The sequence below is a fragment of the Vibrio thalassae genome, from assembly GCF_900089835.1.
In the GTDB taxonomy this organism is placed as follows: domain Bacteria; phylum Pseudomonadota; class Gammaproteobacteria; order Enterobacterales; family Vibrionaceae; genus Vibrio; species Vibrio thalassae.
In genome coordinates, this window is the sequence record NZ_OANU01000053.1 from 47,072 (window position 1) to 71,955 (window position 24,884).

Annotated in this window: 19 protein-coding genes and 4 tRNA genes; 4 read left to right on the forward strand and 19 right to left on the reverse strand. The window is 44.8% G+C overall.

The features are described from left to right. Positions 1–49 precede the first annotated feature (49 nt). The 11 genes from nspC to uvrY all read right to left on the reverse strand — a co-directional run bounded on the left by nspC (position 50) and on the right by uvrY (position 10,591). On the reverse strand, positions 50–1,183 hold the full coding sequence (gene nspC / locus VTH8203_RS14635) for a carboxynorspermidine decarboxylase (protein ID WP_096994336.1): 1,134 nt from the start codon (positions 1,181–1,183) through the stop codon (positions 50–52). 51 nt (positions 1,184–1,234) lie between these two features. Next, a complete protein-coding gene (locus VTH8203_RS14640; protein ID WP_096994337.1) occupies positions 1,235–2,479 on the reverse strand; it encodes a carboxynorspermidine synthase in 1,245 nt (414 codons plus the stop codon). Positions 2,480–2,504: 25 nt separating this feature from the next. Further along, positions 2,505–5,402 (reverse strand): pyridoxal phosphate-dependent class III aminotransferase, encoded by a 2,898-nt coding sequence (locus VTH8203_RS14645; protein WP_096994338.1) that lies wholly within the window; start codon positions 5,400–5,402, stop codon positions 2,505–2,507. Between the two features lie 502 nt (positions 5,403–5,904). After that, a complete protein-coding gene (locus VTH8203_RS14650) occupies positions 5,905–6,627 on the reverse strand; it encodes a riboflavin synthase subunit alpha (protein WP_096994339.1) in 723 nt (240 codons plus the stop codon). Positions 6,628–6,750: 123 nt separating this feature from the next. Further along, a tRNA-Gly gene (locus tag VTH8203_RS14655) sits at positions 6,751–6,826 on the reverse strand. A gap of 26 nt (positions 6,827–6,852) precedes the next feature. Next, positions 6,853–6,939 (reverse strand) — tRNA-Leu (locus tag VTH8203_RS14660). A 62-nt stretch (positions 6,940–7,001) separates the two neighbouring features. Next, positions 7,002–7,077, reverse strand: a tRNA-Gly gene (locus tag VTH8203_RS14665). 18 nt (positions 7,078–7,095) lie between these two features. Then, a tRNA-Cys gene (locus VTH8203_RS14670) sits at positions 7,096–7,169 on the reverse strand. A 339-nt stretch (positions 7,170–7,508) separates the two neighbouring features. After that, positions 7,509–8,063 (reverse strand): CDP-diacylglycerol--glycerol-3-phosphate 3-phosphatidyltransferase, encoded by a 555-nt coding sequence (pgsA, locus tag VTH8203_RS14675; protein ID WP_096994340.1) that lies wholly within the window; start codon positions 8,061–8,063, stop codon positions 7,509–7,511. A gap of 48 nt (positions 8,064–8,111) precedes the next feature. After that, the gene (gene uvrC, locus VTH8203_RS14680; RefSeq protein WP_096994341.1) at positions 8,112–9,947 is read right to left on the reverse strand and encodes an excinuclease ABC subunit UvrC; all 1,836 of its coding nucleotides are present in this window, start codon (positions 9,945–9,947) and stop codon (positions 8,112–8,114) included. After that, positions 9,947–10,591, reverse strand: a complete 645-nt coding sequence (gene uvrY / locus VTH8203_RS14685; protein WP_006075673.1) for a UvrY/SirA/GacA family response regulator transcription factor — start codon at positions 10,589–10,591, stop codon at positions 9,947–9,949. The genes uvrC and uvrY overlap by 1 nt, the downstream gene beginning before the upstream one ends. A gap of 482 nt (positions 10,592–11,073) precedes the next feature. Between uvrY and VTH8203_RS14690 the strand changes: the two genes are divergently transcribed. After that, positions 11,074–13,452 (forward strand): DNA polymerase II, encoded by a 2,379-nt coding sequence (locus VTH8203_RS14690; protein ID WP_096994342.1) that lies wholly within the window; start codon positions 11,074–11,076, stop codon positions 13,450–13,452. A gap of 8 nt (positions 13,453–13,460) precedes the next feature. Here VTH8203_RS14690 and VTH8203_RS14695 read toward each other — a convergent pair whose 3' ends face one another. Continuing rightward, positions 13,461–14,228, reverse strand: a complete 768-nt coding sequence (locus VTH8203_RS14695) for a nucleotidyltransferase domain-containing protein (protein ID WP_096994343.1) — start codon at positions 14,226–14,228, stop codon at positions 13,461–13,463. A gap of 159 nt (positions 14,229–14,387) precedes the next feature. On the opposite strand from VTH8203_RS14695, the gene efpL reads away from it, so the two are divergent. After that, positions 14,388–14,954 carry an elongation factor P-like protein EfpL gene (efpL, locus tag VTH8203_RS14700; RefSeq protein WP_096994344.1) on the forward strand — a complete coding sequence of 189 codons (567 nt, stop codon included), beginning with the start codon at positions 14,388–14,390 and terminating at the stop codon, positions 14,952–14,954. 3 nt (positions 14,955–14,957) lie between these two features. Then, the gene (locus VTH8203_RS14705) at positions 14,958–15,275 is read left to right on the forward strand and encodes an HI1450 family dsDNA-mimic protein (protein WP_096994345.1); all 318 of its coding nucleotides are present in this window, start codon (positions 14,958–14,960) and stop codon (positions 15,273–15,275) included. Positions 15,276–15,345: 70 nt separating this feature from the next. Here the strand turns inward: VTH8203_RS14705 and VTH8203_RS14710 are convergent, their stop codons facing one another. From VTH8203_RS14710 to VTH8203_RS14720, 3 genes are all read right to left on the reverse strand, one after another. Continuing rightward, positions 15,346–15,879 (reverse strand): phosphatase PAP2 family protein, encoded by a 534-nt coding sequence (locus VTH8203_RS14710; RefSeq protein WP_096994346.1) that lies wholly within the window; start codon positions 15,877–15,879, stop codon positions 15,346–15,348. Positions 15,880–15,992: 113 nt separating this feature from the next. After that, positions 15,993–16,385 (reverse strand): DUF2750 domain-containing protein, encoded by a 393-nt coding sequence (locus tag VTH8203_RS14715; RefSeq protein ID WP_208617753.1) that lies wholly within the window; start codon positions 16,383–16,385, stop codon positions 15,993–15,995. 83 nt (positions 16,386–16,468) lie between these two features. Further along, positions 16,469–17,374: a manganese-dependent inorganic pyrophosphatase gene (locus VTH8203_RS14720; protein WP_096994348.1), complete on the reverse strand. Its 906-nt coding sequence runs from the start codon at positions 17,372–17,374 to the stop codon at positions 16,469–16,471. A gap of 208 nt (positions 17,375–17,582) precedes the next feature. Here VTH8203_RS14720 and VTH8203_RS14725 point away from each other — a divergent pair, with 208 nt between their 5' ends. Continuing rightward, positions 17,583–18,827 carry a putative manganese transporter gene (locus tag VTH8203_RS14725; RefSeq protein ID WP_096994398.1) on the forward strand — a complete coding sequence of 415 codons (1,245 nt, stop codon included), beginning with the start codon at positions 17,583–17,585 and terminating at the stop codon, positions 18,825–18,827. 5 nt (positions 18,828–18,832) lie between these two features. Here VTH8203_RS14725 and VTH8203_RS14730 read toward each other — a convergent pair whose 3' ends face one another. The 4 genes from VTH8203_RS14730 to torE all read right to left on the reverse strand — a co-directional run bounded on the left by VTH8203_RS14730 (position 18,833) and on the right by torE (position 24,590). Beyond that, positions 18,833–20,584 carry a glycoside hydrolase family 36 protein gene (locus VTH8203_RS14730; protein ID WP_167385827.1) on the reverse strand — a complete coding sequence of 584 codons (1,752 nt, stop codon included), beginning with the start codon at positions 20,582–20,584 and terminating at the stop codon, positions 18,833–18,835. 117 nt (positions 20,585–20,701) lie between these two features. Next, entirely contained in the window at positions 20,702–23,164 is a 2,463-nt protein-coding gene (gene torA / locus VTH8203_RS14735; RefSeq protein ID WP_096994350.1) for a trimethylamine-N-oxide reductase TorA, read from the reverse strand. A 23-nt stretch (positions 23,165–23,187) separates the two neighbouring features. Continuing rightward, on the reverse strand, positions 23,188–24,369 hold the full coding sequence (torC, locus tag VTH8203_RS14740) for a pentaheme c-type cytochrome TorC (protein ID WP_096994351.1): 1,182 nt from the start codon (positions 24,367–24,369) through the stop codon (positions 23,188–23,190). 44 nt (positions 24,370–24,413) lie between these two features. Further along, positions 24,414–24,590, reverse strand: a complete 177-nt coding sequence (torE, locus tag VTH8203_RS14745; RefSeq protein WP_096994352.1) for a trimethylamine N-oxide reductase system protein TorE — start codon at positions 24,588–24,590, stop codon at positions 24,414–24,416. Positions 24,591–24,884: the final 294 nt, after the last annotated feature.

Genomic DNA, 24,884 nt, shown 5'->3' on the forward strand with positions numbered 1-24,884 from the left:
GGTAAGTTGTTTTTGTGTCACAGGCAAGTGTTGACTTGGTCAGAATAGCCTAGCTAATAGACCAGCGTGACAATGAGCTCTTAAAGTCATCGTAGCCAAACTCGTTAAGCTTTTCGATTTGACCGCTTGAGCGCTCACAATAGATTGACGGCATCTTCAGACCATTAAACCAATTGAGTTTCACCATGGTATAGCCAGCACTATCCATAATATGCAGTTGTTGCCCCACCTCTAACGGCTCATCAAACTTGGCCTCACAGAATTGGTCACCAGCCAAACATGAACATGAGCCAATGACGTATTCATGATCACCTTCTGAATTGGCTTCTAAAATCGAAGCGGGTTCATCGTATATGAGCGTGTCCAGACGATGCGCTTCCGTCGCAGAATTTACAATCGCCGTCTTTTTCTCATTTTCGACAATGTCCACAACGGTAACAACAAGGTCAGTCGTTTTAGTTATGATCGCTTCACCTGGCTCTAGGTAGAGCTGCACACCATGCTTTTTCGAGAACGCACTCAATGCAGCACCAAGTTTATCGATATCATAACCAGGCCACGTAAAGAACACACCGCCCCCCATACTAACCCAATCGAGCTTATCTAGATGGGGACCAAATTGCTGTGAAATAGCATCAAGTAAACCGATAAATGCATCGACATCTTTATTTTCACAGTTTATGTGAAACATAACACCATCGATAGAATCGAAGATCGTTGGGTCGATATGATCGGCTTGCACTCCAAGGCGAGAGTACGGTCTAGCAGGGTTGGCCAAGTCCTGTCCCGCATAGCTCACCCCCGGATTAAGACGTAAACCAATGGACACTTTGCCTTCAACGATATGACGATAAGCGGCTAATTGAGACTGCGAGTTGAAGATCATCTTGTCACAAATATCAGCCACTTCGCGTACGTCGTCTTCGCTGTAACCAACACTGTATGCGTGCGTTTCACCACCAAACGTCTCGTAACCAAGTTTTACCTCAAATGGACCACTGCTGGTTGAGCCATCTAAGTATGGTTTAATAATGTCAAACACACCCCAAGTTGAGAAACACTTAAGCGCCAGCACTAGCTTTACGCCAGAGACCTCTTTGAGGTGTTTTGCTTTCTCTAGGTTCTCAATCAGTTTGCCTTCATTAATCATGAAGTATGGAGTTTTGAGTTCGTTTTTAATCATTTTGTAGACCTAAGTTTAAAGACCCTAGATAGCTACCTAGGGTCTGTCACTTTATTTAAGAATCTTGATATCCGGAGCACCGACTTCCAGTTCTTGAACATGCCAATCTAAACCGATTTCAAGCATGGTTTCTAGGAACGGATCAGGGTCTAATTGCTCCATATTGAACACTCCAGCGTCTGCCCATTGACCACGGAAGTATTGCAGTGCCGCCGTGATGGCTGGGACACCAGTTGTATAAGAAATGGCTTGATGCTCTACATCTTCGTACGCCACTTCATGGTCTGCATTATTGTAGATAAATACTGACCGTTGTTTACCGTCTTTCTTACCTTGAACCCAAGTCCCGATACAAGTTTTACCTGTGTAACCTGGTGCCAAAGACGTTGGGTCTGGAAGCAGTGCTTTTAACACATGTAGTGGCTGAACCACAGTGCCATCATGTAGAGTTAGAGGGTCAGGGCTAAGTAGACCAATATCACGCATGCAATTGAAATAGTTCAAGTATTTATCGCCAAAGCCCATCCAGAACTCGATGCGCTTTGCAGGAATGAACTCTTGCATAGAACGAACTTCATCATGTGCCATTGAGTAAACTTTGTGTTTGCCGACTAATGGGAAATCGAACTCAAGCATACGAGTGTGGCATTCAACTTGTTTCCATTCACCGTTTTCCCAATAGAAAGAGTCACCTTGAATTTCTAGCATGTTGGTTTCTGGATCAAAGTTAGTGGCAAAATTTTTACCGTGGTCGCCAGCATTGACATCCATAACATCGATGGTGTCGATTTCATCGAATAAATGCTTCACTGCATAGGCGGCAAATACGCTTACCACACCAGGATCAAAACCTGCGCCTAAAATACCCGTGATGCCTGCCTGTTTGAATTTGTCACGGAAACCCCATTGCCAATCATAAGCTTGAGGAACTTGCTGACCTTCCGAGCATAGATCGACAGCGACAGAAGTATCTAAATAAGAGACTTTTGCTTGCAGACACGCTTCCATGATGGTGATGTTTACCCAAGGAGGACCCGCGTTAATCACTAGATCTGGCTTCACTTCATTGATCAGGGCAACCAGCGCTTCAACATCGTCAGCATCAACGGCACGAGCGTCTAGCTTTTTAGTCGCGTCTTTTAAGTTATTTTTACCTTTAATGGATTCAATGATTTTTTCACACTTCGCGACGGTGCGTGACGCAATTGTAATATCACCTAATACATCGTTATTCTGAGCCGCCTTGTGCGCGACTACCCAACCAACACCACCTGCGCCAATCTGTAAAACTGCCATTTTCTTTCCTTATTCTGTTTATCGGTTAGTACGAGTTAGCTAGCTCAAGTGCTAACTGATCAATGTTATTCAGTAGGCTCTCAAAATCTGAGAGCGTTAAGCATGGATTTAGAATCGTGAACTTCAGTGCCGACTGACCGTTCACTACTGTTTCCCCTAACACCGCAACGCCACGTGTTAGTGCTTGTAAACGAATCGCTTTATTCAGTTCATTCAAATCGTTGGCGTCATGATTAATAACGCGCAATAAGACCGTTGATAATGATGGCTGTGCCAATAGCTCAAATCGTTGATGCGCTTGAACCAGTTTTGCCACCTCTTGCGTTTGTGCCATCAGATGGTCATACATATCACCTAGTGCCTGTGGACCAACGTTTTGCATCGTCATGAAGACTTTTAGAGCATCGAAACGTTTGGTTGTCGCAATGGATTTATCGACCAAGTTTGGCAGTTCATCGTGTTCTCGATTGAGATAATCCGCATGATGAAGCAGGTACTTAAAGTTGCTGCGATCTTTTACCAGCAGCGAGCCACAACTGATGGTTTGATAGAACAATTTATGGAAATCGACGCTGACAGAGTCCGCTTTTTCAATACCATTAAGCTTGTGTTTGTGACTGCTTAGAATAAGGGCGCCACCGTAAGCACCATCAACGTGGAACCAAAGCTGGTTTTCGGCAGCAATGGTGGCGAGAGAGTTTAGATCATCGATAGCCCCGTGATCTGTCGTCCCTGCTGTTCCGACTAAAGCAAAAGGTATCAAGCCTTCAGCTCTCATCGCTTGTAAGTCAGTGATAAGTGCATCCGTTTTGATGGTACCGTTGTCGTGGGTTGCAACGCAGTGCACGGCTTTTTCACCCAAGCCTAACAACGAGGCTGACTTTTGAACCGTAAAGTGCGACTTATCGGAACAGACAATACGAAGTCTATCGGCATAACTCGGAAGACCTTGCTTTTGGATAGAATGACCATCCGTCACATCGGCAATTCGGTCACGTGCCAACAGAAGACCCATTAAATTACTCTGTGTGCCACCACTGGTGAAAATACCATCTGCTGACGCACCAAGCTCATAGCGCTCACAAAGCCAATTCAATACTTTCTGCTCAACATAAGTCGCAGCTGATGCTTGGTCCCAAGAATCCATAGATTGATTCAACGCCGCGATCATCGCCTCTGCAGCGACAGCTGGCATTAAAGGTGGTGTATGCAAATGTGCAATACAATTAGGGTGTTGCGTAAATATTGAATGATCTGCGACCAAACGTGCTGTCTCATCAACAACACGTTGTAGATCGTGATGACTGCCGTCAAGATTGACATTGTTAATGGCCGATTCAAGCAGTTTTGCGTCGAATCCCGAATACGGTTTCGAGACGCCCTCAAACACTTCTTTCATCGCTTGTGTGGTGTGATTCATGACCTGAGAAAATTCGGTCGCTCCTTGCACACCCGTGTGGATGAAGTGCTTTTTCCACGACTTTGCTTTGTCATCTTGCTGTGACTTTTGCCCGCCACCAGCTACCACGATAGCCTCTTCAATAGTGCGTAATGCAAAATCGATCTGTTCGAAACTGATGATAAGTGGTGGAAGAAAGCGAATAACGGCACCCTCACGCCCACCTTTTTCAACCATCAAACCTCGTTCTAGCGCGGCGCGCTGTATGTCTAGGGTAAGCTGACCATCGGCAATAGGTTCACCAAACTTGTTGTGTTCACCCGTTGGCTTGACAATCTCGACGCCCAGCATCAGTCCTTTGCCGCGAACCTCAGCTATACAGTTTACTCTTTTCTTTATTTTGTTGAGGCCAAGACGTAAATACTGTCCAGCAACTCTGGCATGCTCAACAAGGTTGTCACGCTCGATGATCTCAAGCGCTTTCTCGCCCGAAACCATGGCCAGTTGATTACCGCGGAATGTGCCCGTGTGTTCGCCTGCGTTCCACGTATCCACTTTTTTGTTAAATACCAATAGCGACATCGGCAAGCCGCCACCAATCGCTTTGGACAAACAGAGAATATCTGGGCTAATCCCCGCCTCTTCAAACGCAAAACGGTAGCCTGTTTTGCCTACGCCGCACTGGATTTCATCCAAAATGAGCAAGATCTCATGCTCATCACAAAGTCGGCGCAGTTCTCTCAGCCAAAACGCCGGAGCAGGAATAACGCCCCCTTCTCCTTGAACTGGCTCAACAATAATGGCAGCTGGTTTCATGATACCGGCTTCATCATCATTCAATAGTCGTTCGATATAACGAATGCTCTGTTTCGCGCCTGCATCGCCACCAAGACCAAACGGACAACGAAGACTATAAGGAAAAGGCATAAAGTGAACATCGGACATCAGCCCAGTGCGACGCGCTTTGGTGCCAAGGTTGCCCATCATGCCCATGGTGCCATTTGTCATACCATGATAGGCACCGCGAAAGGCAAACATCGTATTTCTACCCGAGGTTTGCTTCGCCAATTTGATAGCGGCTTCAACAGCGTCAGCACCCGAAGGGCCACAAAACTGAATCACCGATTGGTCAGCGAACTCTTGCGGTAGGAACGCTTTCACTCGTTTGATAAAACGATCTTTCGCTTCTGTCGTAATATCAAGAGTTTGGTAAGGCAAACCTGAATCAAGCTGCTGTTTGAGAGCTTGATTGATTTCAGGATGGTTGTAACCCATCGCAAGCGTGCCTGCTCCTGCAAGACAATCAAGAAAGATTTGGCCGCGAGTGTCTTCCACCAAAGCGCCAAACGCACGCTTAATGGCGATAGGCAGACGACGTGGATAGGAACGAACTTCTGATTCGTGCTCCGCTTGATCAAGTAAAACCTGATCAGGTGTCAGGTCATAAGTGCCTTCAACGTGTGGAACGTGTACCGAAATTGAAGACGCGAATTCTTTAGAGTCAAATTCGAATGCTGTACTCATTTTTTGTAACCTAGATTAGGCGTGCGAAATCACTTGCTACGCGCATAGCAAAACAAGTCCCACCGTATTTCAGATGTGACAAAGACCTAGATGAACGACTTCATTTAGAAAAGTATTAGTGTTTTGAAATCAAGGCTCTGTGATACTACGGTTTATGCGCAATACACAGTTTGGAAGTACAAAGCTGATTTTTGAGTGTAAGTTAATATGTTTCAATGTTGGGTTTCCCATTAACATGCCCTTCTAGGCATCAGTATCCCGTCTACTGATTATTGGCATAACCAGTACCTACCCTACGTTGTGTCACAATCAGCTTGAATGGTCACAACGCGTCTCCCCCAGATTCATTCCGAGATTGCGCGGAAAAGTAACATACAACTCATTATCATCGCAACCGTTTTCTCTGGTAACATTTTGTTTAAATTATAAAAATAACGACTAAAAATATGAAATTGGTTAGATAAAAAACCCGCCTCATCGGAGGCGGCATTACTTTATTTTGCTACTTATCTTTTTGATCACTGAGGCGTTTGGTGGTCGCTTGGCCAATAGTATCTACGTCAACACCATTTTGTTCCAAGAATTTTTCAAACATCGGCAACAGTGGGCCTAAAGTGTCAGCTATTGTATCGCGCACGGTATCAACAACAACTTGTGTGCCACGCTCAATCTCGATATTAACCTCATCCCCCACCAGCTTGCCTTCAAAGGTCGTCATACGGCGAGTTTCTGGAATCAGCCACACGTCAAACCACCCTTCTTGTTTGTCGACTTCTGATACCGTCAAACTTGCCCCGTTGATAGCGATGTAGCCTTTAGGGAACACGTATGGCTTCCACGCTTTTGGCAACTGAAATTGTATACGGTAGTTGTCTTCTTGTTGATGAATAGCAACCAATGGCGTTTTGAAGTCCACATGTCCTGAAAGCGGATGACCCCCAATCTCGGCCCCATCTTTTGCCGCACGCTCGACATTGATTCTCTGGCCTTCTTCAAACGCACTCAATGTGGTGATGTTCAGGCTCTGCAGCATGACGTCAAAAGAGAGACGCGTCTCACTTTGAATTTCAGTAACCGTTAAACAGACGCCATCCACCGCGATACTGGCTCCAATTTCAACATCGACGCAAAACCCAGATTCAAAATCGATTTCAAAGGTCCGGATGCCGTTAAGATCAGTAATTTTATCGATTGTCGCGACAGATTGGATAATTCCCGTAAACATAGATGCCTCATTTCACTAGTGAAGTGCCTTTAGTACGGACATCATTACAAAAAGAATCAAGAAGATAAAGAGAGTAGAAAGGAAAAACGAAAAAGCCCAGCAATTATGCTGGGCTTTCTTGTTTGGAGCGACACACGAGGTTCGAACTCGTGACCTCAACCTTGGCAAGGTTGCGCTCTACCAACTGAGCTAGTGTCGCATTTGTCTTTTCAGACTAATTTGAGATGGTGCCCCGGGCCGGACTTGAACCGGCACAGCGCGAACGCCGAGGGATTTTAAATCCCTTGTGTCTACCAATTCCACCACCAGGGCACACAAAATTCATTGTGATGGAGACACCATCTGGATACCGCTTTCGCCATATCTTTAAAATTTGGAGCGACACACGAGGTTCGAACTCGTGACCTCAACCTTGGCAAGGTTGCGCTCTACCAACTGAGCTAGTGTCGCATATTCTCTAAGAGAGAATGGAGGCGCCTCCCGGAGTCGAACCGAGGTCCACGGATTTGCAATCCGCTGCATAGCCACTCTGCCAAGGCGCCTTCTTGTCACTCTGAGCTCTAACCTAAGCGCTTTGCTTTAAGCAGTTCCTCTTGAGTACGGGAGGCATTTTACGCAATCAGGAAAATGAGTCAACACGTTTTTTTATATTTTGAATCGTTTGTCTAAGAAACATCCAAAAAGCGCTAATTTGCTCAATTTTCTAGCAAAAACATGCACATTTAGCACTAGAAAACTTGTTTTGCTCTGTTGTTATATTTATATCTACAAAACCTAAGAACTCTGATTTCACTTACCGAAGCGCCTGTCGTCGAGTATTAAGGCATTCAATAGTGATAAAAAAGGCGAGCTCATTGCTCGCCTTCACTTATTCTTTATCACTAATCATCTGCATTCAATAAATCATCTTTAGCAGCAGCCAGATATTGGAACATTGACCAGTAGGTTAATACCGTCGCAACATAAAGAGCACCGAAGCCTAGCCATACCATCCAATCGTCATAGCGCCAGATAAGTACCCACAGTGCAAACATCTGTGTGAGGGTCTTAACTTTACCTACCCACGACACAGCGACACTGGCACGTTTTCCTATTTCAGCCATCCATTCTCTCAGCGCTGAAATGATAATCTCACGGGCAATCATAGTGACCGCAGGGATCGTCACCCAAATACTGTGATAGTGTTCAGTAATAAGAATTAATGCCGAGGCTACTAACACTTTGTCGGCAACTGGATCTATAAACGCACCGAATCGAGAAGTTTGCCCTAGCTTGCGAGCTAACATCCCATCCAACCAATCGGTAAAACCGGCGACCCAGAACACCATAGCGGCAGAAAACGGCGCCCAGCTGTATGGGAGATAGAAAACTACAATGAACACGGGGATGAGAAATAATCTCAACAAAGACAGAATGTTAGGTATGTTTAAACGCATATTATTATCGGCTCTTTTCTACTGCGCCTTTATGTTGCGGGATTTTCTCTAGTGTTTCAATGCTTGATAGATGTTTTCTGCCAAAGATTTGCTAATTCCGGGTACTTTGGCGATTTCTTCTACACTGGCTCGCTTAAGTTCTTGCATTCCACCCATATATTTCAAAAGAGCTTGGCGACGCTTAGGGCCCACACCTTCAATTCCTTCGAGTGGGCTGGTCCTTCTTGTTTTGGCGCGTTTTGCTCTATGACCCGCTATCGCATGGTCATGGCTCTCATCCCGAATATGCTGAATAAGATGTAGCGCAGGTGCATCACTCGGTAAGTTGAACTCTCGACCTTCTGGAGTGATCAAAGTTTCCAAACCGGGTTTCCGCGTCACACCTTTCGCAATACCAATCAATAATGGATGCTTAGGCCACTCTCCCCAATACTTTGAAACGATTTCAACAGCGCGATTGAGCTGCCCTTTTCCCCCATCAATAAAGATTATGTCAGGGATTTTATCCACATCAATTTGTTTAGAGTAGCGACGTTCAAGCACTTGTCCCATAGCTGCATAATCATCGCCACCAGTGATACCCGTTATATTGTAGCGACGATACTCTTGTTTTAGCGGCCCTTCTTGGTTGAACACCACACAAGATGCGATTGTGCTCTCTCCCATGGTATGACTGATATCAAAACACTCCATTCGAGCTATATTGTCCAACTCTAACTCTTCTTGAAGAGCCTTAAAGCGTTGGTTTATCGTCATCTTATGGTTAATTTTGGTCGTTATTGCCGTAAGCGCATTGGTATTTGATAACTTAAGGTATCTGCCACGTGAACCTGTTGGGTTAACATGAAAAATCACTTTTCTACCAACAATCTCAGACAGTGCTTTAGTCAACGTACTCACATCCTCGACTAAGTCATCGTTGAGGATGATTCGAGTGGGTATGGTTCTTGATTCTGTGTGATTCAAGTAATATTGACTTAAGAAGCTATAAAACACCTCTCTGCGGTCAGTATTGCTCGGGATTTTAGGGAAATGACTGCGGCTACCCAGTACTTTCCCTTGCCTGATCATCAATATATGAACGCAGGCGACGCCCTTTTCTTGCGCAAAACCAAGCACATCCATATCGTCGTCACTGTCTTCAGAAACGAACTGTTGTTCTTGTACTCGCCTGATAGCTTGAATTTGGTCACGATATTTGGCCGCGTCTTCAAACTTCAGGTTTCGGCTGGCTTCATCCATTTTTTCTACCAGCATTTGCAGCACGTTCTTATCTTTCCCTTGCAAGAAGAGTCGCAACAAGCCAACTAGCTCGGCGTATTCTTCATCAGAAATAATGCTACTAACACAAGGTCCGGCACAGCGTCCAATTTGATACATCAGACAAGGACGACTACGGTTGGCATACACCGAGTCTTCACATTGACGTACAGGAAAGATTTTTTGTAGAAGATGGAGCGTTTGCCTAACGGCACCGGAGTCGGGATAAGGGCCGAAATATTCACCCTTCTTACGCCTTGATCCGCGGTGCATCGACAATCTAGGGTGCTTATGTCCTGACAAAAAGATGTACGGATAAGACTTATCGTCCCTGAGCAACACATTATATTTGGGCAGATATTGCTTAATATAGTTGTGCTCTAGGATCAGTGCTTCGGTTTCAGTATGAGTAACAGTGACATCGATCTTCGCGATGTTGCTCACTAACGTGCGGGTCTTTTCGCTGTCAACTCGTTTTCGGAAGTAACTAGTAAGGCGTTTTTTGAGGTCTTTGGCTTTACCGACGTAAATAACCACCGACTCGGCGTCGTACATTCGGTAGACGCCGGGCTGGTTAGTTACAGTCTTTAGAAATGATGTTGAATCAAAAATGTGTTCCGACACTACAATGTCTCAGTATCTAACATTCCATGTCGAATAGCTAAATGAGTCAGTTCAACATCACCATTGATATCTAGCTTACTGAAAAGTCTGTATCGATAGCTATTAACCGTTTTTGGACTCAGACTCAACTGCTCTGAGATATCCGTAACCTTTTGGCCTTTAGTGATCATCATCATAATTTGAAGTTCACGTTCAGAAAGGTCTTTAAACGGGTTCTCGGATGCTGATGAAAATTGGCTAAGAGCCATTTGCTGAGCAATTTCAGGAGAAATATATCTCTGACCGCTATTGACGAGTCGAATAGCATTGACCATTTCATCCGGTGCTGCACCTTTGGTTAGATACCCAGCGGCACCAGCTTGCATCACTTTTGTCGGAAAAGGATTTTCCGTATGTACAGTTAACACGATGATCTTAATGTCTGGGTTGTGGCGAAGAATCTTCTTGGTTGCTTCTAAACCGCCAATACCAGGCATATTCATATCCATTAAAATGACGTCAACATGGTTGCTACGACACCATTTCACGGCTTCTTCACCACTGTCAGCTTCTCCTGCTACATTCATTCCACGGACGTCTTCGATAATACGTCGTATCCCTGTGCGAACCAGTTCGTGATCATCTACAAGGAAAACATTAATCAAACTTGTATCTCCACACTTGTCTATTGGCTCTGCGACCACTTGAGGTGAGTGGATAGCAGCATGACTCGCTATCTTACCTCATTTGAAACGTAATTGCTCTCATGCAGATCGTGCACAAGCGCAAACTTTGGCAAACACATTACGATGAAGATGAAGCGTCGTCAATCATAAAAACTTTAAAATCATTAGGTTAGAAATTGGTCACTCATCCTAGTGGCTAAACGTAACCCCGCGTTTTACTACGATTATTTCTCGATGCTTACCTATGAAACCCAATACACATCATATGCCATAAAATTACAAAAACTCGATATAAATCACTATTCTATTTTATACTGATCACTATTAAAGTTTAGCGCATGCTGGCAGATTTTCGCTGTTCGCGCGCCTTTGTTACACTACTTCCTCACTCGCGATTATCAGACAGTGATATTTCGTTCAAAATTCGTACAAAACATATATTGCCGTAGGAAAACACCGAATTGGACATCCATAAAGGGTTTCTATTAACCCGACAATCAAGAGATACACGCCAAGGGCCACAAATTGAACTGTGGATTTCGACGGCTAGTGGACCAGTCCAAATTGTTGTCGATGGTCAAAGACCAGTGTTTTTCGTACCAAGTTACACAGCTGAACTGGTCGATGAGTTGGCTTCTGATGCCAAACTCCCTATAGACCTTAAGCCCGTTGCGCTGAAAAGCTTTGAGGGTGACACGCTCGTTGCTGTCTATAGTCTGTCTATTTCAGGCGCACGCAAACTCCATGAATTATTGATAAGCAATGATATTCTCGTGCTTGAAGCCGACATAAAATTAGCTGACCGCTTTTTAATGGAGCGTTTTATTCAAGGCAGTTTGGCCGTAACTGGCCATTGCGAAGTGATTAACGCCAATGCCTCTAACCAGTACATCCGAATCACTAATGCCAAATGTAAAGCCTATGACTATGCGCCCGAGTTAAATGTGGTGTCTTTAGATATTGAATGCTCTGAGAAAGGTCAGTTGTACTCAATTGGACTCGATAGTGCAAAAGACAGCCGCGTTATTATGGTTGGGCAACCTCAAGCATGTGAGACCAAAGTGGAATGGGTTGAGGATGAAAAAGCGCTCCTTGTCGCTTTAAACCACTGGTTTAAAGCTTACGACCCAGATGTCATTGTCGGATGGAGTGTCATCGATTTCGATTTTAAATTGCTCCACAAACGTGCAGAGTTAAACTGCTTAGCATTAAATCTGGGACGAGGCGAACAGAACATTTATTTTCGCACGCTCCCTTCCAGTCAGCAGAGCTTTATTACCATTCCTGGACGTGTGGTGCTGGACGGTATTGATACGCTCAAAACGGCCACGTACGGGTTTCGCTCTTGGTCGCTAGAGTCGGTCTCTCAGGAACTATTAGGCGAAGGAAAAGCGATTCATAATGTCCATGACAGAATGGCGGAAATTAACGCCATGTTTCGCCAAGATAAGCCTTCATTAGCAAAGTACAATTTGCAAGATTGTTTGTTAGTCAATCGTATTTTCGAGCACACCCACCTACTTGAATTTGCCATAGAACGCACCAAACTCACTGGCGTTGAGTTAGACCGTGTGGGGGGCTCAGTCGCGGCTTTCACCAACCTCTACCTGCCACGACTGCATCGTTCTAACTATGCCGCCCCCAACTTACATCCCGAAAACTGGGTTGCTAGCCCTGGCGGTTATGTGATGGATTCTATTCCGGGCTTATATGACTCGGTACTTGTCCTCGATTTTAAGAGTCTTTACCCCTCTATTATACGCTCATTTTTAATCGACCCTATGGGGTTAATCGAAGGGTTAAAGTTAGAGATAGGGAAAAATGATGATCAGGCCGTCGCAGGATTTCGAGGAGGTCAATTCCATCGTACCCAGCATTTTCTTCCAAATTTGATCGAAGAGTTGTGGAAAGCGCGCGATGTCGCAAAAGCTAACAATGAAAAAGCTTTTTCTCAAGCGATCAAGATTATCATGAACTCATTTTATGGCGTACTTGGTTCTTCTGGTTGTCGATTTTTTGATACTCGCTTGGCGTCATCCATTACGATGCGTGGTCACGAGATAATGAAAACATCGAAGCGATTGATTGAAGAAAAAGGGTATCAAGTTATCTATGGCGACACTGACTCAACCTTTGTTTCATTAAATGGCAAATTTGATGCCCAAAGCGCCGATACGATCGGCAACCAACTCATTGATTACCTTAATGCATGGTGGGCTGACCATCTAAAACAAGAGTATAACCTGACGTCCATGTTGGAGCTCGAATACGAAACACATTATCAGAAATTCTTAATGCCAACGATAAGGGGGTCTGAGATCGGTTCCAAAAAACGGTATGCGGGCTTGATTAGCGATGGTGGCAACGAAAAGCTGATTTTCAAAGGATTAGAAAGCGCTCGAACGGATTGGACAGCGCTGGCGCAACAATTCCAGCAAAAGCTCTATATGATGGTATTTAACAACCAAGACCCATCAGATTATGTACGCTCATTTGTCGAAAGCACCTCTCGTGGTGAATTTGATGACCAATTAGTTTACAAAAAGCGTCTACGCCGAAAGCTTCATGAGTATCAAAAAAATATTCCGCCGCAAGTGCGCGCAGCTCGAATGGCTGACGACATTAACCAACAGCTAGGACGTCCACTGCAATACCAAAACCGCGGTAGAATCGAGTATGTCATTACTTTGAATGGGCCTGAGCCAATTGAATATCAGCGCACACCCATTGATTATCAGCATTACATTGACAAGCAGCTTCGGCCCATTGCAGAAGCTATCTTGCCATTTATAGGTCAGAGCTTCGACGATCTAAGTGCGCCTCAGATGGGGTTATTCTAAGTTCACGGCTAACCGATACGAAATTCCGTTTTTTTATATTCGTTAGCCATCCACGGACCGAACTCATCCAAAAGCCCTACCACTGAACGTTTAGGTATGAGGCGAGTCCCTAATAAAATACCAAGACGTTCGATAGTCTGCTGGCGTTCGGGGAAATACGCTAAGAACTGCGCACCACATTCGAGCGGGTCATCTATCCATCTTTTGTGTTTATGGAGTACTAAACCATAGGCAGCACGCAACAGCTTTTTAGCCATTTCGCGCTGCGCCACCAACTGCTCGCCCTCTGTCATTGCTTGTGCTATCTGATGACGAAGCGCCACGGAACACTCGGCAATATCCATGTTCCACTGCTTAGAAATCTCCCAACTTGGAATGTAGTCTCCAAAACACTCGGCGAGATCGTCACCATAAATGTTGTGGCAACATTGTTTCAACAAGAATCCCCACGTGAACAACGCATCGATTGAGACCACTTGCTCAACAATAGCAGTGCGAATAGCGATTCCTCGAACAAAAGGAAATGCCTTCTGAATACGCCAATTAATACTGTTGAAAAGAGACGTTTTACCATTGCTAAATGGGCGATATGTCACCACCACAACATCCAAGTTGGACACGCCGGGTTTGGCTCGCCCTTGGGCGACAGAGCCATAGATATAAACGCTGTGTAGATTGTCTTTAAGGCTCGCTTTTAGACACGCTAGCAAATCATGAACGACATCAATATATTCAGGTTGAAAGTTCAATAATGGCAGTGAGTTCGGAGTAGGCACGATATCGATCTAAAGTACTGCAGGTTTTTCTATTCTACGTTTCGACTACTTGAGATTCAATGAGCAAATGAATCGTGCTCAGCATCACATGTTTCTTGAGCAAAGTAAGACTTCGGAAGTATAATTGATTGTCTAAACAAAAAACGAAGGAAATATTCCATGCCTAAGGCAAGTGAGCTAAAAAAAGGTTTTGCGATTGAGTCAAATGGCAAAACGTTGCTAATCAAAGATATCGAAGTGACGACTCCAGGCGGTCGTGGCGGTGCAAAGATCTACAAATTGCGTTGTACTGATTTGGCGACAGGCTCAAGAGTTGATGAGCGTTACAAGTCTGACGATACTCTAGATACCGTTGAAATGAACAAGCGTAACGTCACTTTCTCATACGTTGATGGTGATGAGTACATCTTCATGGATAATGAAGACTACAGTCAGTTCACTTTCAAACACAGCGAAATCGAAGACGAATTACTTTTCATCAACGAAGACACTCAAGGTGTACAAGTTATTGTTGTCAACGGCAGCGCTGTTGGTCTTGAACTCCCTTCTTCTGTAGAACTTGTTATTGAAGAGACTGATCCTTCAATTAAAGGAGCGTCAGCGTCGGCACGTACAAAACCAGCACGTCTATCTACCGGTCTTACTGTACAAGTACCAGAGTACATTGCGACTGGCGATCGAGTGGTGATCAATACTACTGAACGTAAATACATGAACCGAGCGTAAGTTATGTCAGAACTGATTTCATACGATGACGTTATTGAAGCGGCCTACGACATCTTCTTGGAGATGGCCCCTGATAATCTCGAACCTGCAGATGTGATTCTTTTCACAGCACAATTTGACGACCGTGGCGCAGCTGAGGTGGTAGAAACTGGTTTGGATTGGGCTGAACAAGTAGGATTCGACGTTGATGAAAGCTACGCAGAAGTGCGTATCGGATTAGTCAACGAAGAAGACGATGTTCTTGATGATGTATTCGCGCGCTTATTGGTAAGCCGTGATCCTGATAATAAGTTCTGTCATATCCTATGGAAGCGCGATTAATCATCGACTTTCCCTGAATTAAAAAGCTCAGCAATTGCTGAGCTTTTTGTTTGCTATCTATGGCGAGACACTACCAAACATAGGTCATTGAAATACCAGCGCCTTGTGAAGTGGCCCAGGGCAGCAATTGCACATTAGGGTCTAACTTGTCGGTAAATATCCAACCTGTAAAGACCCCGATAGCCGCCCCTGCTGCTACATCACGCCAATAGTGTTTGTCCGCTTGAACGCGACCAACACCAACTAACGTTGCAATACCATAAGCGGGCAACCCCACTTGCCACCCATGCCTGATGTGCAATGTTGTTGCAGAAGCAAAAGCATTTGCCGTATGGTTTGATGGAAAGCTTTTGTGATCACTACCATCGGGTCTAGGCGCATCTATTGTGTGCTTTCCTACCAAACCGATGGCCGAGGCAGAGCCAATACTCAAACCTGCCTGCCAAACCCCTTCCCAATCGTCTCGGTATGCCGGTAACCCCGCTGCCAAACCAACCAATCCGTAGGCGCCGATGTCGCTGAATAAATCCCAGTTGTCTTTGTTAGAGGCCGACACTAGCGTGCTGATAACACAGCTTAAAATCAGTAGAAAGAAACGTTGCATGACAAACAGTTACCTTAAGAAAACCAGCATGAAGTCTACCTTAACTTCATGTAAATGAATACGTCATGCAATGTCTATTTACTCTTTCAATGTTCCGCCACTGTATCGCTAACTTACTTTCTGGAAAGTTTAGTGGCTTGCTTCTTCAGTTCGAAATCAAACTCATCAGGGAACAAAATGACCCCTTCTTCATTTTGATTTGGGAATACGACAACAGCTAATTCGTCATCCTCCAAGCCATAGGTCCAACGGCTATGCCATTTATTCAAAGAGATCGCCTCAGCTTTACAATGATCCCACTCTCCTGTGGCCCATTGTTCAGCCAACTCTTGATGTGGCCAAACTGGAACACAATCTTCATCTTCAGTGTTTAACATGACACAGCCATGTTCATCAGTAAGAATCCAAATCTGACGTTCCTGTACCATGGTTTTTACGCTGTACTTCAGCCGCTTCTCTCCGTCATAGCTGGAGATTTCTTCGATTTGCTGTTGCTCTAATGCCATCACTGAACACCTTTATCTAGAGTCTAAAATTAAAAAAACCCCAGTATTTTAGATACTAGGGCTTTTACAAACTTAGTGAATAATTACACTAGCTCGTTCTGAAGCCAAGGCCAACCTTGCTTCTTGCGGCTCAGTGTATTTTCCATCATAAGTATGCCATCTTCTTCGTGCTTACCTAATTTATCAGCCCACTCACCTTTGTAGATTAAGCGGGTTTGTGCGGTTGTGATATCCGTTAGCATTACAGCGGCAAACGCTAGCGCTTCTTCTTCACAACGACGAATTAGGTCAGCTTCAAGCGCTTCAATCATACCTTCAACTTGCTCAAGTGTTGCCAGTTCAACTTGACCAACCACAACATCACGACCATTGAATGGGTATGCTTTAAGGTCTTTCTCTACTAGCTCAGCTGCTGTTAGACCTTCAATATTTGTTTTTGCGATCAGCAGATCTTTGATGAATGCATCAAGGTCTTCAACACCAGCAATCTCTGCCAGTTCTGCTACCGCATCTTTGTCTTTTTGAGTACAAGTTGGCGATGCGAAGCCTACCGTATCAGACAAAATTGCCGACATCATGAGAATAGCAAGTGGGCGAGTAATTTCAGCGTTTTCCATCTTGAATAGATTGAATAGGATAGTACATGTACAACCTACAGGCCAAATCCAAGCTTCAAGAGGGTTAACCGTCATCACATCACCTAGACGGTGGTGGTCAACAATACCTAGAATTTCAGCTTGATTAATATCATCTGGAGCTTGAGCTAGATCGGTGTAGTCAACTAACCATACTTTTTCACCAGCAACGCTCGTGCGAAGTTCTGGCTGTTCAACACCTGCCGTCGCAAGGATATGTTGGGTTTCACGGTTGATCTCACCTTGACGAACTGGCTGGGCTTCAAGACCACGAGCTTTTAGAAGTTCTGCTGCAACAAGTGCACCACAAATACTATCACTATCTGGATTTTTATGACCGACAACTAAAATCATTTTGCTTCCTAACTAATTCTGATCATCAGGCTAATTCGCCTGTTATATATCTCACAAGGGTCGTTACTTTACCTGATTTTCTGAATTTGTCATCGGTTGATATCAGTTTCACTAGATTTCCTGTCTGACAAATCCATGTAAACGCTATTGAGAACCATTATCAATGGTGTATAATGATAATAATTCTCATTTGATGCCGGTAAAATATATGCAACAGGTAAAAAACCTCGCTATCGTGAATGGATTAACTCTTGATCAGTTCACGCCAAAATATAAGCGCCTCATACTACCTATTGCTATGGTTGCATTGCTCGTAACTACAGGCACCAGAGAAGTGACGATGAACGCGCTTGCTGACGCTTTTTGGGCGGTTTCTTGCTATGTCGTGTTTACCTTAGTCGTTTACCATCAAGTCTCTCGACTCGTCTCAAGCCAAAATAAATTAGTGGAGCTATACCACCACTCACCCTCACACCAAGTCATTTTCTCATCATTGCTTGGTGCACTTCCCGGTTGTGGAGGGGCAATTATTGTCACCACTCAGTTTGTGTCAGGCCGTGTTGGATTTGGGTCTGTCGTTGCCGTACTCACGGCAACAATGGGCGATGCTGCTTTCTTAATTTTAGCCAGTAAACCCAGTGTTGGCTTTAGCCTCGTCGCTATGGGGGTCGTCATCGGGATTATCTCAGGTTTGATTGTAAATAAAATACACGCCGCCGAGTTCCTCCGTCCAAAAGCCGACAATCCCTTGGTTAAACGCTTCTCTCAAAATCATACCCAAGACGAACAAGCCTCATGCGCCTGTCAAATGACATCGACATCTACAGGTGTCCAAACGGCCGCTATCAATTTACAAGGTCTATTTTGGAAATGGATTATTGTTCCAGCTCTGATCATTGCCTTTGCTATGTCATTTCAAGTCGATATTAACCAAGTACTTGGCCTTCCAGCAGATAGTATCGAATGGATAGGAGCAATTTTGGCCCTTGTGATGATGTTTTTATGGGCTTTTACCAAGGAAATTAACGACTATAAAAGTACGGTTGCCGAAGATGCCAAAGTTGCCTCTTCACACCCGATGCAAAAGGCCGTTCAGGATACGCACTTTGTTAGTGCGTGGGTGATCGTTGCTTTCTTGTTTTTTGAGTTAAGCGTTCACTTTGCTCATATTGATTTAGGGACTGCGTTATCAGGCTACGGCGTCTATATGCCACTTGTGGGTATGTTGGTAGGTCTGTTACCAGGTTGTGGTCCACAAATCCTTGTCACGAGTCTATATATTGCGGGTTCGGTGCCAATGTCAGCACAAATTTCCAACGCTATTTCTAATGATGGCGATGCGCTATTCCCGGCCATTGCACTGGCACCTAAAGCTGCATTGGTCGCAACCTTTTATTCAGCAATACCCGCAATGGTTGTAGGATACGGGTATTACTGGTTGTTTGAGCTGTAACTTGGTTAGTCTAGTAGATGGACAACAGAGACAATGGCTCTGCTATCTAAGCCTCTATTCACAGGGATGATCTGTATTTGTACCGGATCTTGGTTGAGTTTCTCTCCTGTCCAGTAATCGAACCAATCACAAGGGTATTCGGTGGTAAGTGTATACTCCGAGAGATCATCGTCGTAGTGGAACAAACAGTGCAATCGACGGTCCTCAGATAGCTTTAGCGTCGCATGGTTCATGGACAGCGACGTAAATGTCGATGCGTTCGAAGAGTGTCGTTGCCTTGAAATGAGTCTTGCTAACGTCTCTTCTGCAAACGGAGTCAATTCAGGTAATGGGTCACCAGAGAGCAGTAAACCGCCACTTGCCAGCAACACGTTGCGATGAAATTCGTAGCTCGCTCTATCGGTTCCTTGATTAGGTAGAGATGTGAATGTGGCACAGTCTGGATCAATTAACCATAAACGCTGATGTTGCCAACTGCGATAAAAGGTTTCTTTGGCAATCTGCTCAAATCTTTGTGGATCACGCTCAACATCATCTGAGACTCGCATAGCATCGACCAAACCAAGTGATGGCCACATCGGTGCGTTACACCCCAACACCAGCGCATTACCTGCGCCTTCATTGATCGCAGCCATACCTAAACGGTATGCTTCAACGCCAGTGACTCCTTTCTGATAGCGCTGTCCTTTCAATGTGCCCCAATAGTTCGCGTCCAGTTTAAATAACTCGACTCCCCACTCGTCTCGCATCGTTTTGACAACACGCGTCAAGTGCTCTTGAACTTCAGGGTGCGACGCATCAAGAATGTACCATGGTGTACAACGCCACCCGCCATAAGTAATATCTTCAGCTTTAAGCAACTCACCATTGTTATGCTTTAAGAACCAATCCGGATGATTTTTGTATACGTCCGATTCCGCTTGAGCAATAAATGGTGCCATCCAAATGGCCGGCTTTTTACCTTTGGCTTTTATATCCGCTATCAGTGATTTTACACCACCTTCAAATTTCTCAGACGGTGTGAGCCAATCCCCCATAAAAGCTTGATAACCATCATCAAGCAGCACCCACTCTAGGTCAAACAGCTTGTCCGCCATAATGTCTACATTTTCGATGACATTTTGTCGCGTCACATCCGCATAGTAAGCATACCAAGAGCACCAACCAACAGGGCTCTCACCCGACACACCAATTCGTGTAGGATGATGATTAGAAATGAGGTTAGCGTATTCATTGTAAACCTCTTCCAAACTATCACCATGGAGTACCGTTAATGACTCCAGTTGATTACTGGCCCAATGCTGAGGAGAACTTTCCTCACCATCGATGAGCGCAACGATATCGACACCATGACCCGTTGGCTGCAGCTCGAAATAACCCGCAAATCGGTGACAAGATGTAAAACCATACAGATGAAACCCTGTCGACTGTTCTACAACCAAATAGTTGTAAAAACGGCGTGGTGCGTCTTCCGGATAAATACGATAGCTATTGTTGTTGTCTGGGCATCGTCCTATATCTACAAGACCATCAAGTTTACCTGCGGTTTGACATAGCATTTGAAAGCCGTCACCCAGAATATAAGCGCCAGATTCAATTTGATTTTCAAACCGAACCAACGCGGTTCGAGATGACAACGGAGAGAAGTGTAAACTGACATTTTCGAAATGCAGTTCTTTGTTTCGTTTAGTTACCTTGATTTCAGGATTGATAGCTAACGCATCAAGCTCTTGAGACACCTGAATATATTCGGTCATTGATTCCTCGACCACAAATTAGGAAATTACCTAATGAGTATATTGTTAGGTAAAAAAAAACCCATCCTAAAGGATGGGTTTTGTGTGCTAGTTAAAATTATCGATAGCTAAAAGTACTTACGCGACCTCAATCGGGCCACCGAACGCAGTCACTGGCGGTACGTCACCTTTGAATTTCTCAAAATCCACCTGACAAGTGTTTGCTGATGTCGCTTGCGCCAACTCAGAGGTCGGAATATCTTGAGTAAGCGTATTTGGATCGCCGTAAGTGTCAATCGCACCGATTTTCTCATTTAGCGGACCGTACCACGCACCCTCCTCGATACGTACAACACCAGGCGCGTAACTATCGGTGATTACCGCACCTGCCAATAGTTGACCACGATCGTTGAATACACGTACTAAATCACCATCTTTAACGCCTTTTGTTTTGGCATCTTGAGGGTTGATGTAGATTGGTTCACGACCTTGCACCGTATACGTAGCACGGAACGCTTCCGATTCACACATTTGTGAGTGAAGACGCTTGTCTGGGTGGCATGACTGTAGCCAGAACGGGTGTTTGTCTGAACCAGGACCACCGTGCGAACGCTCAGATTTTTCAAACCACATTGGGTGTTCTTGGCAGAACTGATAACCCATGTTGCCAATAGTGCGGCTCGTGATTTCAATAAAGCCTGAAGGTGTACCTAATGCATTAATCTCTGGGTCTTCACGGAAGTCTGCATGACGAACCCAGGGTTTGCCCACCCCAAAATTAAGATGGCCTAGTTCCCAGAACTCTTCGAACTCTGGCATTGCAAACTTACCTTCATTGGCCTCTTTACAATTATTGTAAAGCGTCTTGACCCATTCCATTTCGGTCATACCACGAGTGTAATCTTCAGAACGGCCCCAACGACGAGTAAGCTCAGTCATAATGTCAAAGTCAGTCTTCGATTGGAAAAGTGGATCTACAAGTTTGTGCATCGCTATCAAACCGTGACCTGAATACGCTCCGTAGCCATCGATATCGTTACGTTCCCATTGTGTGCACGCAGGAAGAACGATATCAGAGAAGCGGCATGTTGCCGTCCATGCAAAATCAATTGCGACTACCGTTTGAAGACTGCGGAACGCCTTTTTCATACGATTACGATCTTGATGGTGTTGCCAAGGGTTGTTACCACTAAATACCATCATCTTAAGATCAGGTAGCGTCACAACCGAGCCATTTGAATTGATCTTTTTGCCTGGTTCCATTAGGGAGTCTACCCAACGCGCAACCGGAATCACTCGGCTATAGCCATTAAAATCTTGGCTTGGATACTTCGGTTCTTGGCCTTGATCGATATTGAGTGGGAATGAGCCCGGAGCTGCGAACCCCGTTGACGGTACACCGATACCAGAGTAATGATGACCATAAGAAATCCCACCGCCCGGCAAACCGATTTGACCAATCATAGCGGCGAGTACAGCACCCATCCAATATGGCTGCTCGCCATGCTCTTGACGTTGCACACTCCAGCCAAAGAGGAGCTGAGTACGACCTTTCACCAACATGCGTGCAAATTCACGGATCTGATCCGCGGACACACCACAAATTTGTGCGGCCCACTCAGGTGTTTTTTCAACTTTGTCTTTGGTCTCACCTTGAACGTAGCCGATAAAATTATCGAAACCAAGGCAATAGGTATCGATAAACGCTTTATCGTAGAGCTTTTCGTTGTATAGCGTGTGAGCCAAACCAAGCATAAACGCTACGTCTGTTTGTGGGTTCAAGTATAGGTGGTCGTTCTCTAGATATCGCTGAGTCTTATTTTTTACTGGGTCAACAGAGATAACGTTAATCTCTTTTTTCGCTACTTTTTGCTTCAACTGCTCGAGGTATGCGTAAGATTGGTGAGTTTCACAAGTCCAACCTACTTGAAGGTTTTTGACTGGATCGTTGCCCCAAAGAATAATGTTGTCACTATTCTCAAGAATCAGTTCCCAGGAGGTACCTTGAGCATACACTTCTGTAGAACCAAGTACGTACGGTAAAATAGTTTGACCAGCACCTGTTGAATAGTCACCTACTTTTTTAACAGAGTAACCGTGCAAGCCCATCGCGCGCATCATGTGGTTGGTACAGCTGTGGAACTGACCTGTCATACGCCAACCCGTTTGACCTGTGTGCAGTGCCCAAGGACCGTAATCCTTCTGTACACGTTCTAACTCACGGTAGAAAAGGTCTAGCGCCTCATCCCATGTCACACGAACAAAACGGTTGTTACCACGCGTTTCCGCTGCATACTTGTGCTTCTTGAACCAATCTAGGCGAACCATCGGGTAGCGCACACGTGATGGACTGTAAATAATACCTTGAATGCCGTTCAGCATATCAGTTGGGTACTTATCAAGATCTAGAGGTTTGATTTCTTGAACTTTACCGCCCCAAATACGGGCGCGAAACGCGCCCCAGTGAGAGCCAGATGTCTTCCAAGTACCGTCAGTTTCAGCTGCACTTGCAGACGCCGAAGCAAGCAAACTTGGTCCAATGAGTGCTGCTGCAGTTGAGCCTGCTGCGCCTTTAAGGAAGCTTCTTCTTGTAATTGCCATTTTATTACTCCAATTGACGTCTATTAGTGGTGGCCTTCAGCAAAGTCTGACGAGTGCTTCTGTAGATACTTAAGAACAAGTGCTTCTGTATCTGTGTCGAAGTTCACGAATGCGATCATACCGTCAAGCATGCCTACCCAGCCGTTCGCACTAAAGTGCGCTACATCAGGTTGAGTGTGACAGGTTGAACAGTTAGTTTTGTACGCTTCACCAGCGGCGCTCCAAATCGGAGTGAAGTCAGACACCATAGAGCCTTCTTTCATCCAAACGTCTACTGCAACTTTCTCCCACGGAAGACCCGTTAACACGTCTTCTTTTTTCTCACCAACGTGAACGTCACTGCTTTGCGATACTTCACGAGTTAGGATAGCGGTTGAGATATTCTTACCAAAGTCTTCTTGAATCACTCGGCCATAACCTTTCGCTTTGCGCCAGCCATCAATTTCAACTTTGATCATGTCGCCTTTAACTTCCAAAATTTTGACTTGGCTTGCCGGGCTTAGAAGACCAGCTTCTGTCGTTGCAGTTTCGTCGGTGTATAGAGGTAAATGACGAATTGATACAACGTTACCACCCTTCTCGTAGGAGGTGCTGTTTGCTACTTGTTCAAGGTCACCCACGATACCACTTGCTTGAGCCATGTCTTTTGGCAAGTTGTGAGCAATACCTTTGTGGCAGTCCACACAGCTTTGGTCACGCTCTGCTGCTGCCTTCATCTGAATACGAGCAGTTGGCGACATTTGGTCGAAATCCATTGAGTCGTAGTTGTGGCAGTTTTTACATTCTAAAGACTTATTTGCAGAGAAGCGGTCCCACTCGTGACGAGCAAGTTCGAAACGACGCGCTTCAAATTTCTCTGGTGTATCAAGGTCACCGAATACTTGTGCGAATACTTCTTTAGAAGCCTGCATTTTGCGGGCAATTTTGTCTGTCCAGTTGTGAGGAACGTGACAATCAGGACAAGTAGCACGTACACCAGAATGGTTTTTCCAGTGAACAGTGTCCTGCAGTTCTACGTAAACATTGTCACGCATTGTGTGACAACTGATACAGAATTCTTCTGTGTTGGTAGCTTCAAGCGCGGTGTTAAAACCACCCCAGAAGATAACACCAGCGATAAAGCCACCAGCGGTCAATACACCCAAGCTGATATGAACAGCAGGACGACTAACGGTACGCCAAAGTTTGATTAAAAAAGATTTCATGACTAACTCTCTTGAATATCGTGATTGAATAAAGGGCTAAGGAATTAGCCGTGTACACCAGGGGGGCCAAACACGAACATTTGAAGCATCCAAACGATAAATCCGTAACCACCAACAATGACCACACTCAAGAGAGGGAAGAATACGGCGCAGATAAAGAAAAATGATTTCCACTCCATACCATGCTTTTCAGCACTCTCAACTTTGTTAACATCACTCATACATTTGCCTATTTTGTATCGTGTACAGTTCAAGAGTCGCATCACTGTGCGACTCAATTATTTAATATCTCTATTGGAAAATGCTAAACCATACTAAGCGTGTGGTTCAATCAAATCCGGCCATTCATACCTTATTAATCAACCGTTTTTTGAGTTCATCCAGAGTTGTATTTAATTAAAGATTGATGTGTAAATTTGTTAATATTTATGAAAACATAATACAGTTATAAGTATGTAAAAGACATTACAACATTGCAACCTAAAGCCTCCTAGGTTGGTTCTGAAATTTGGTTT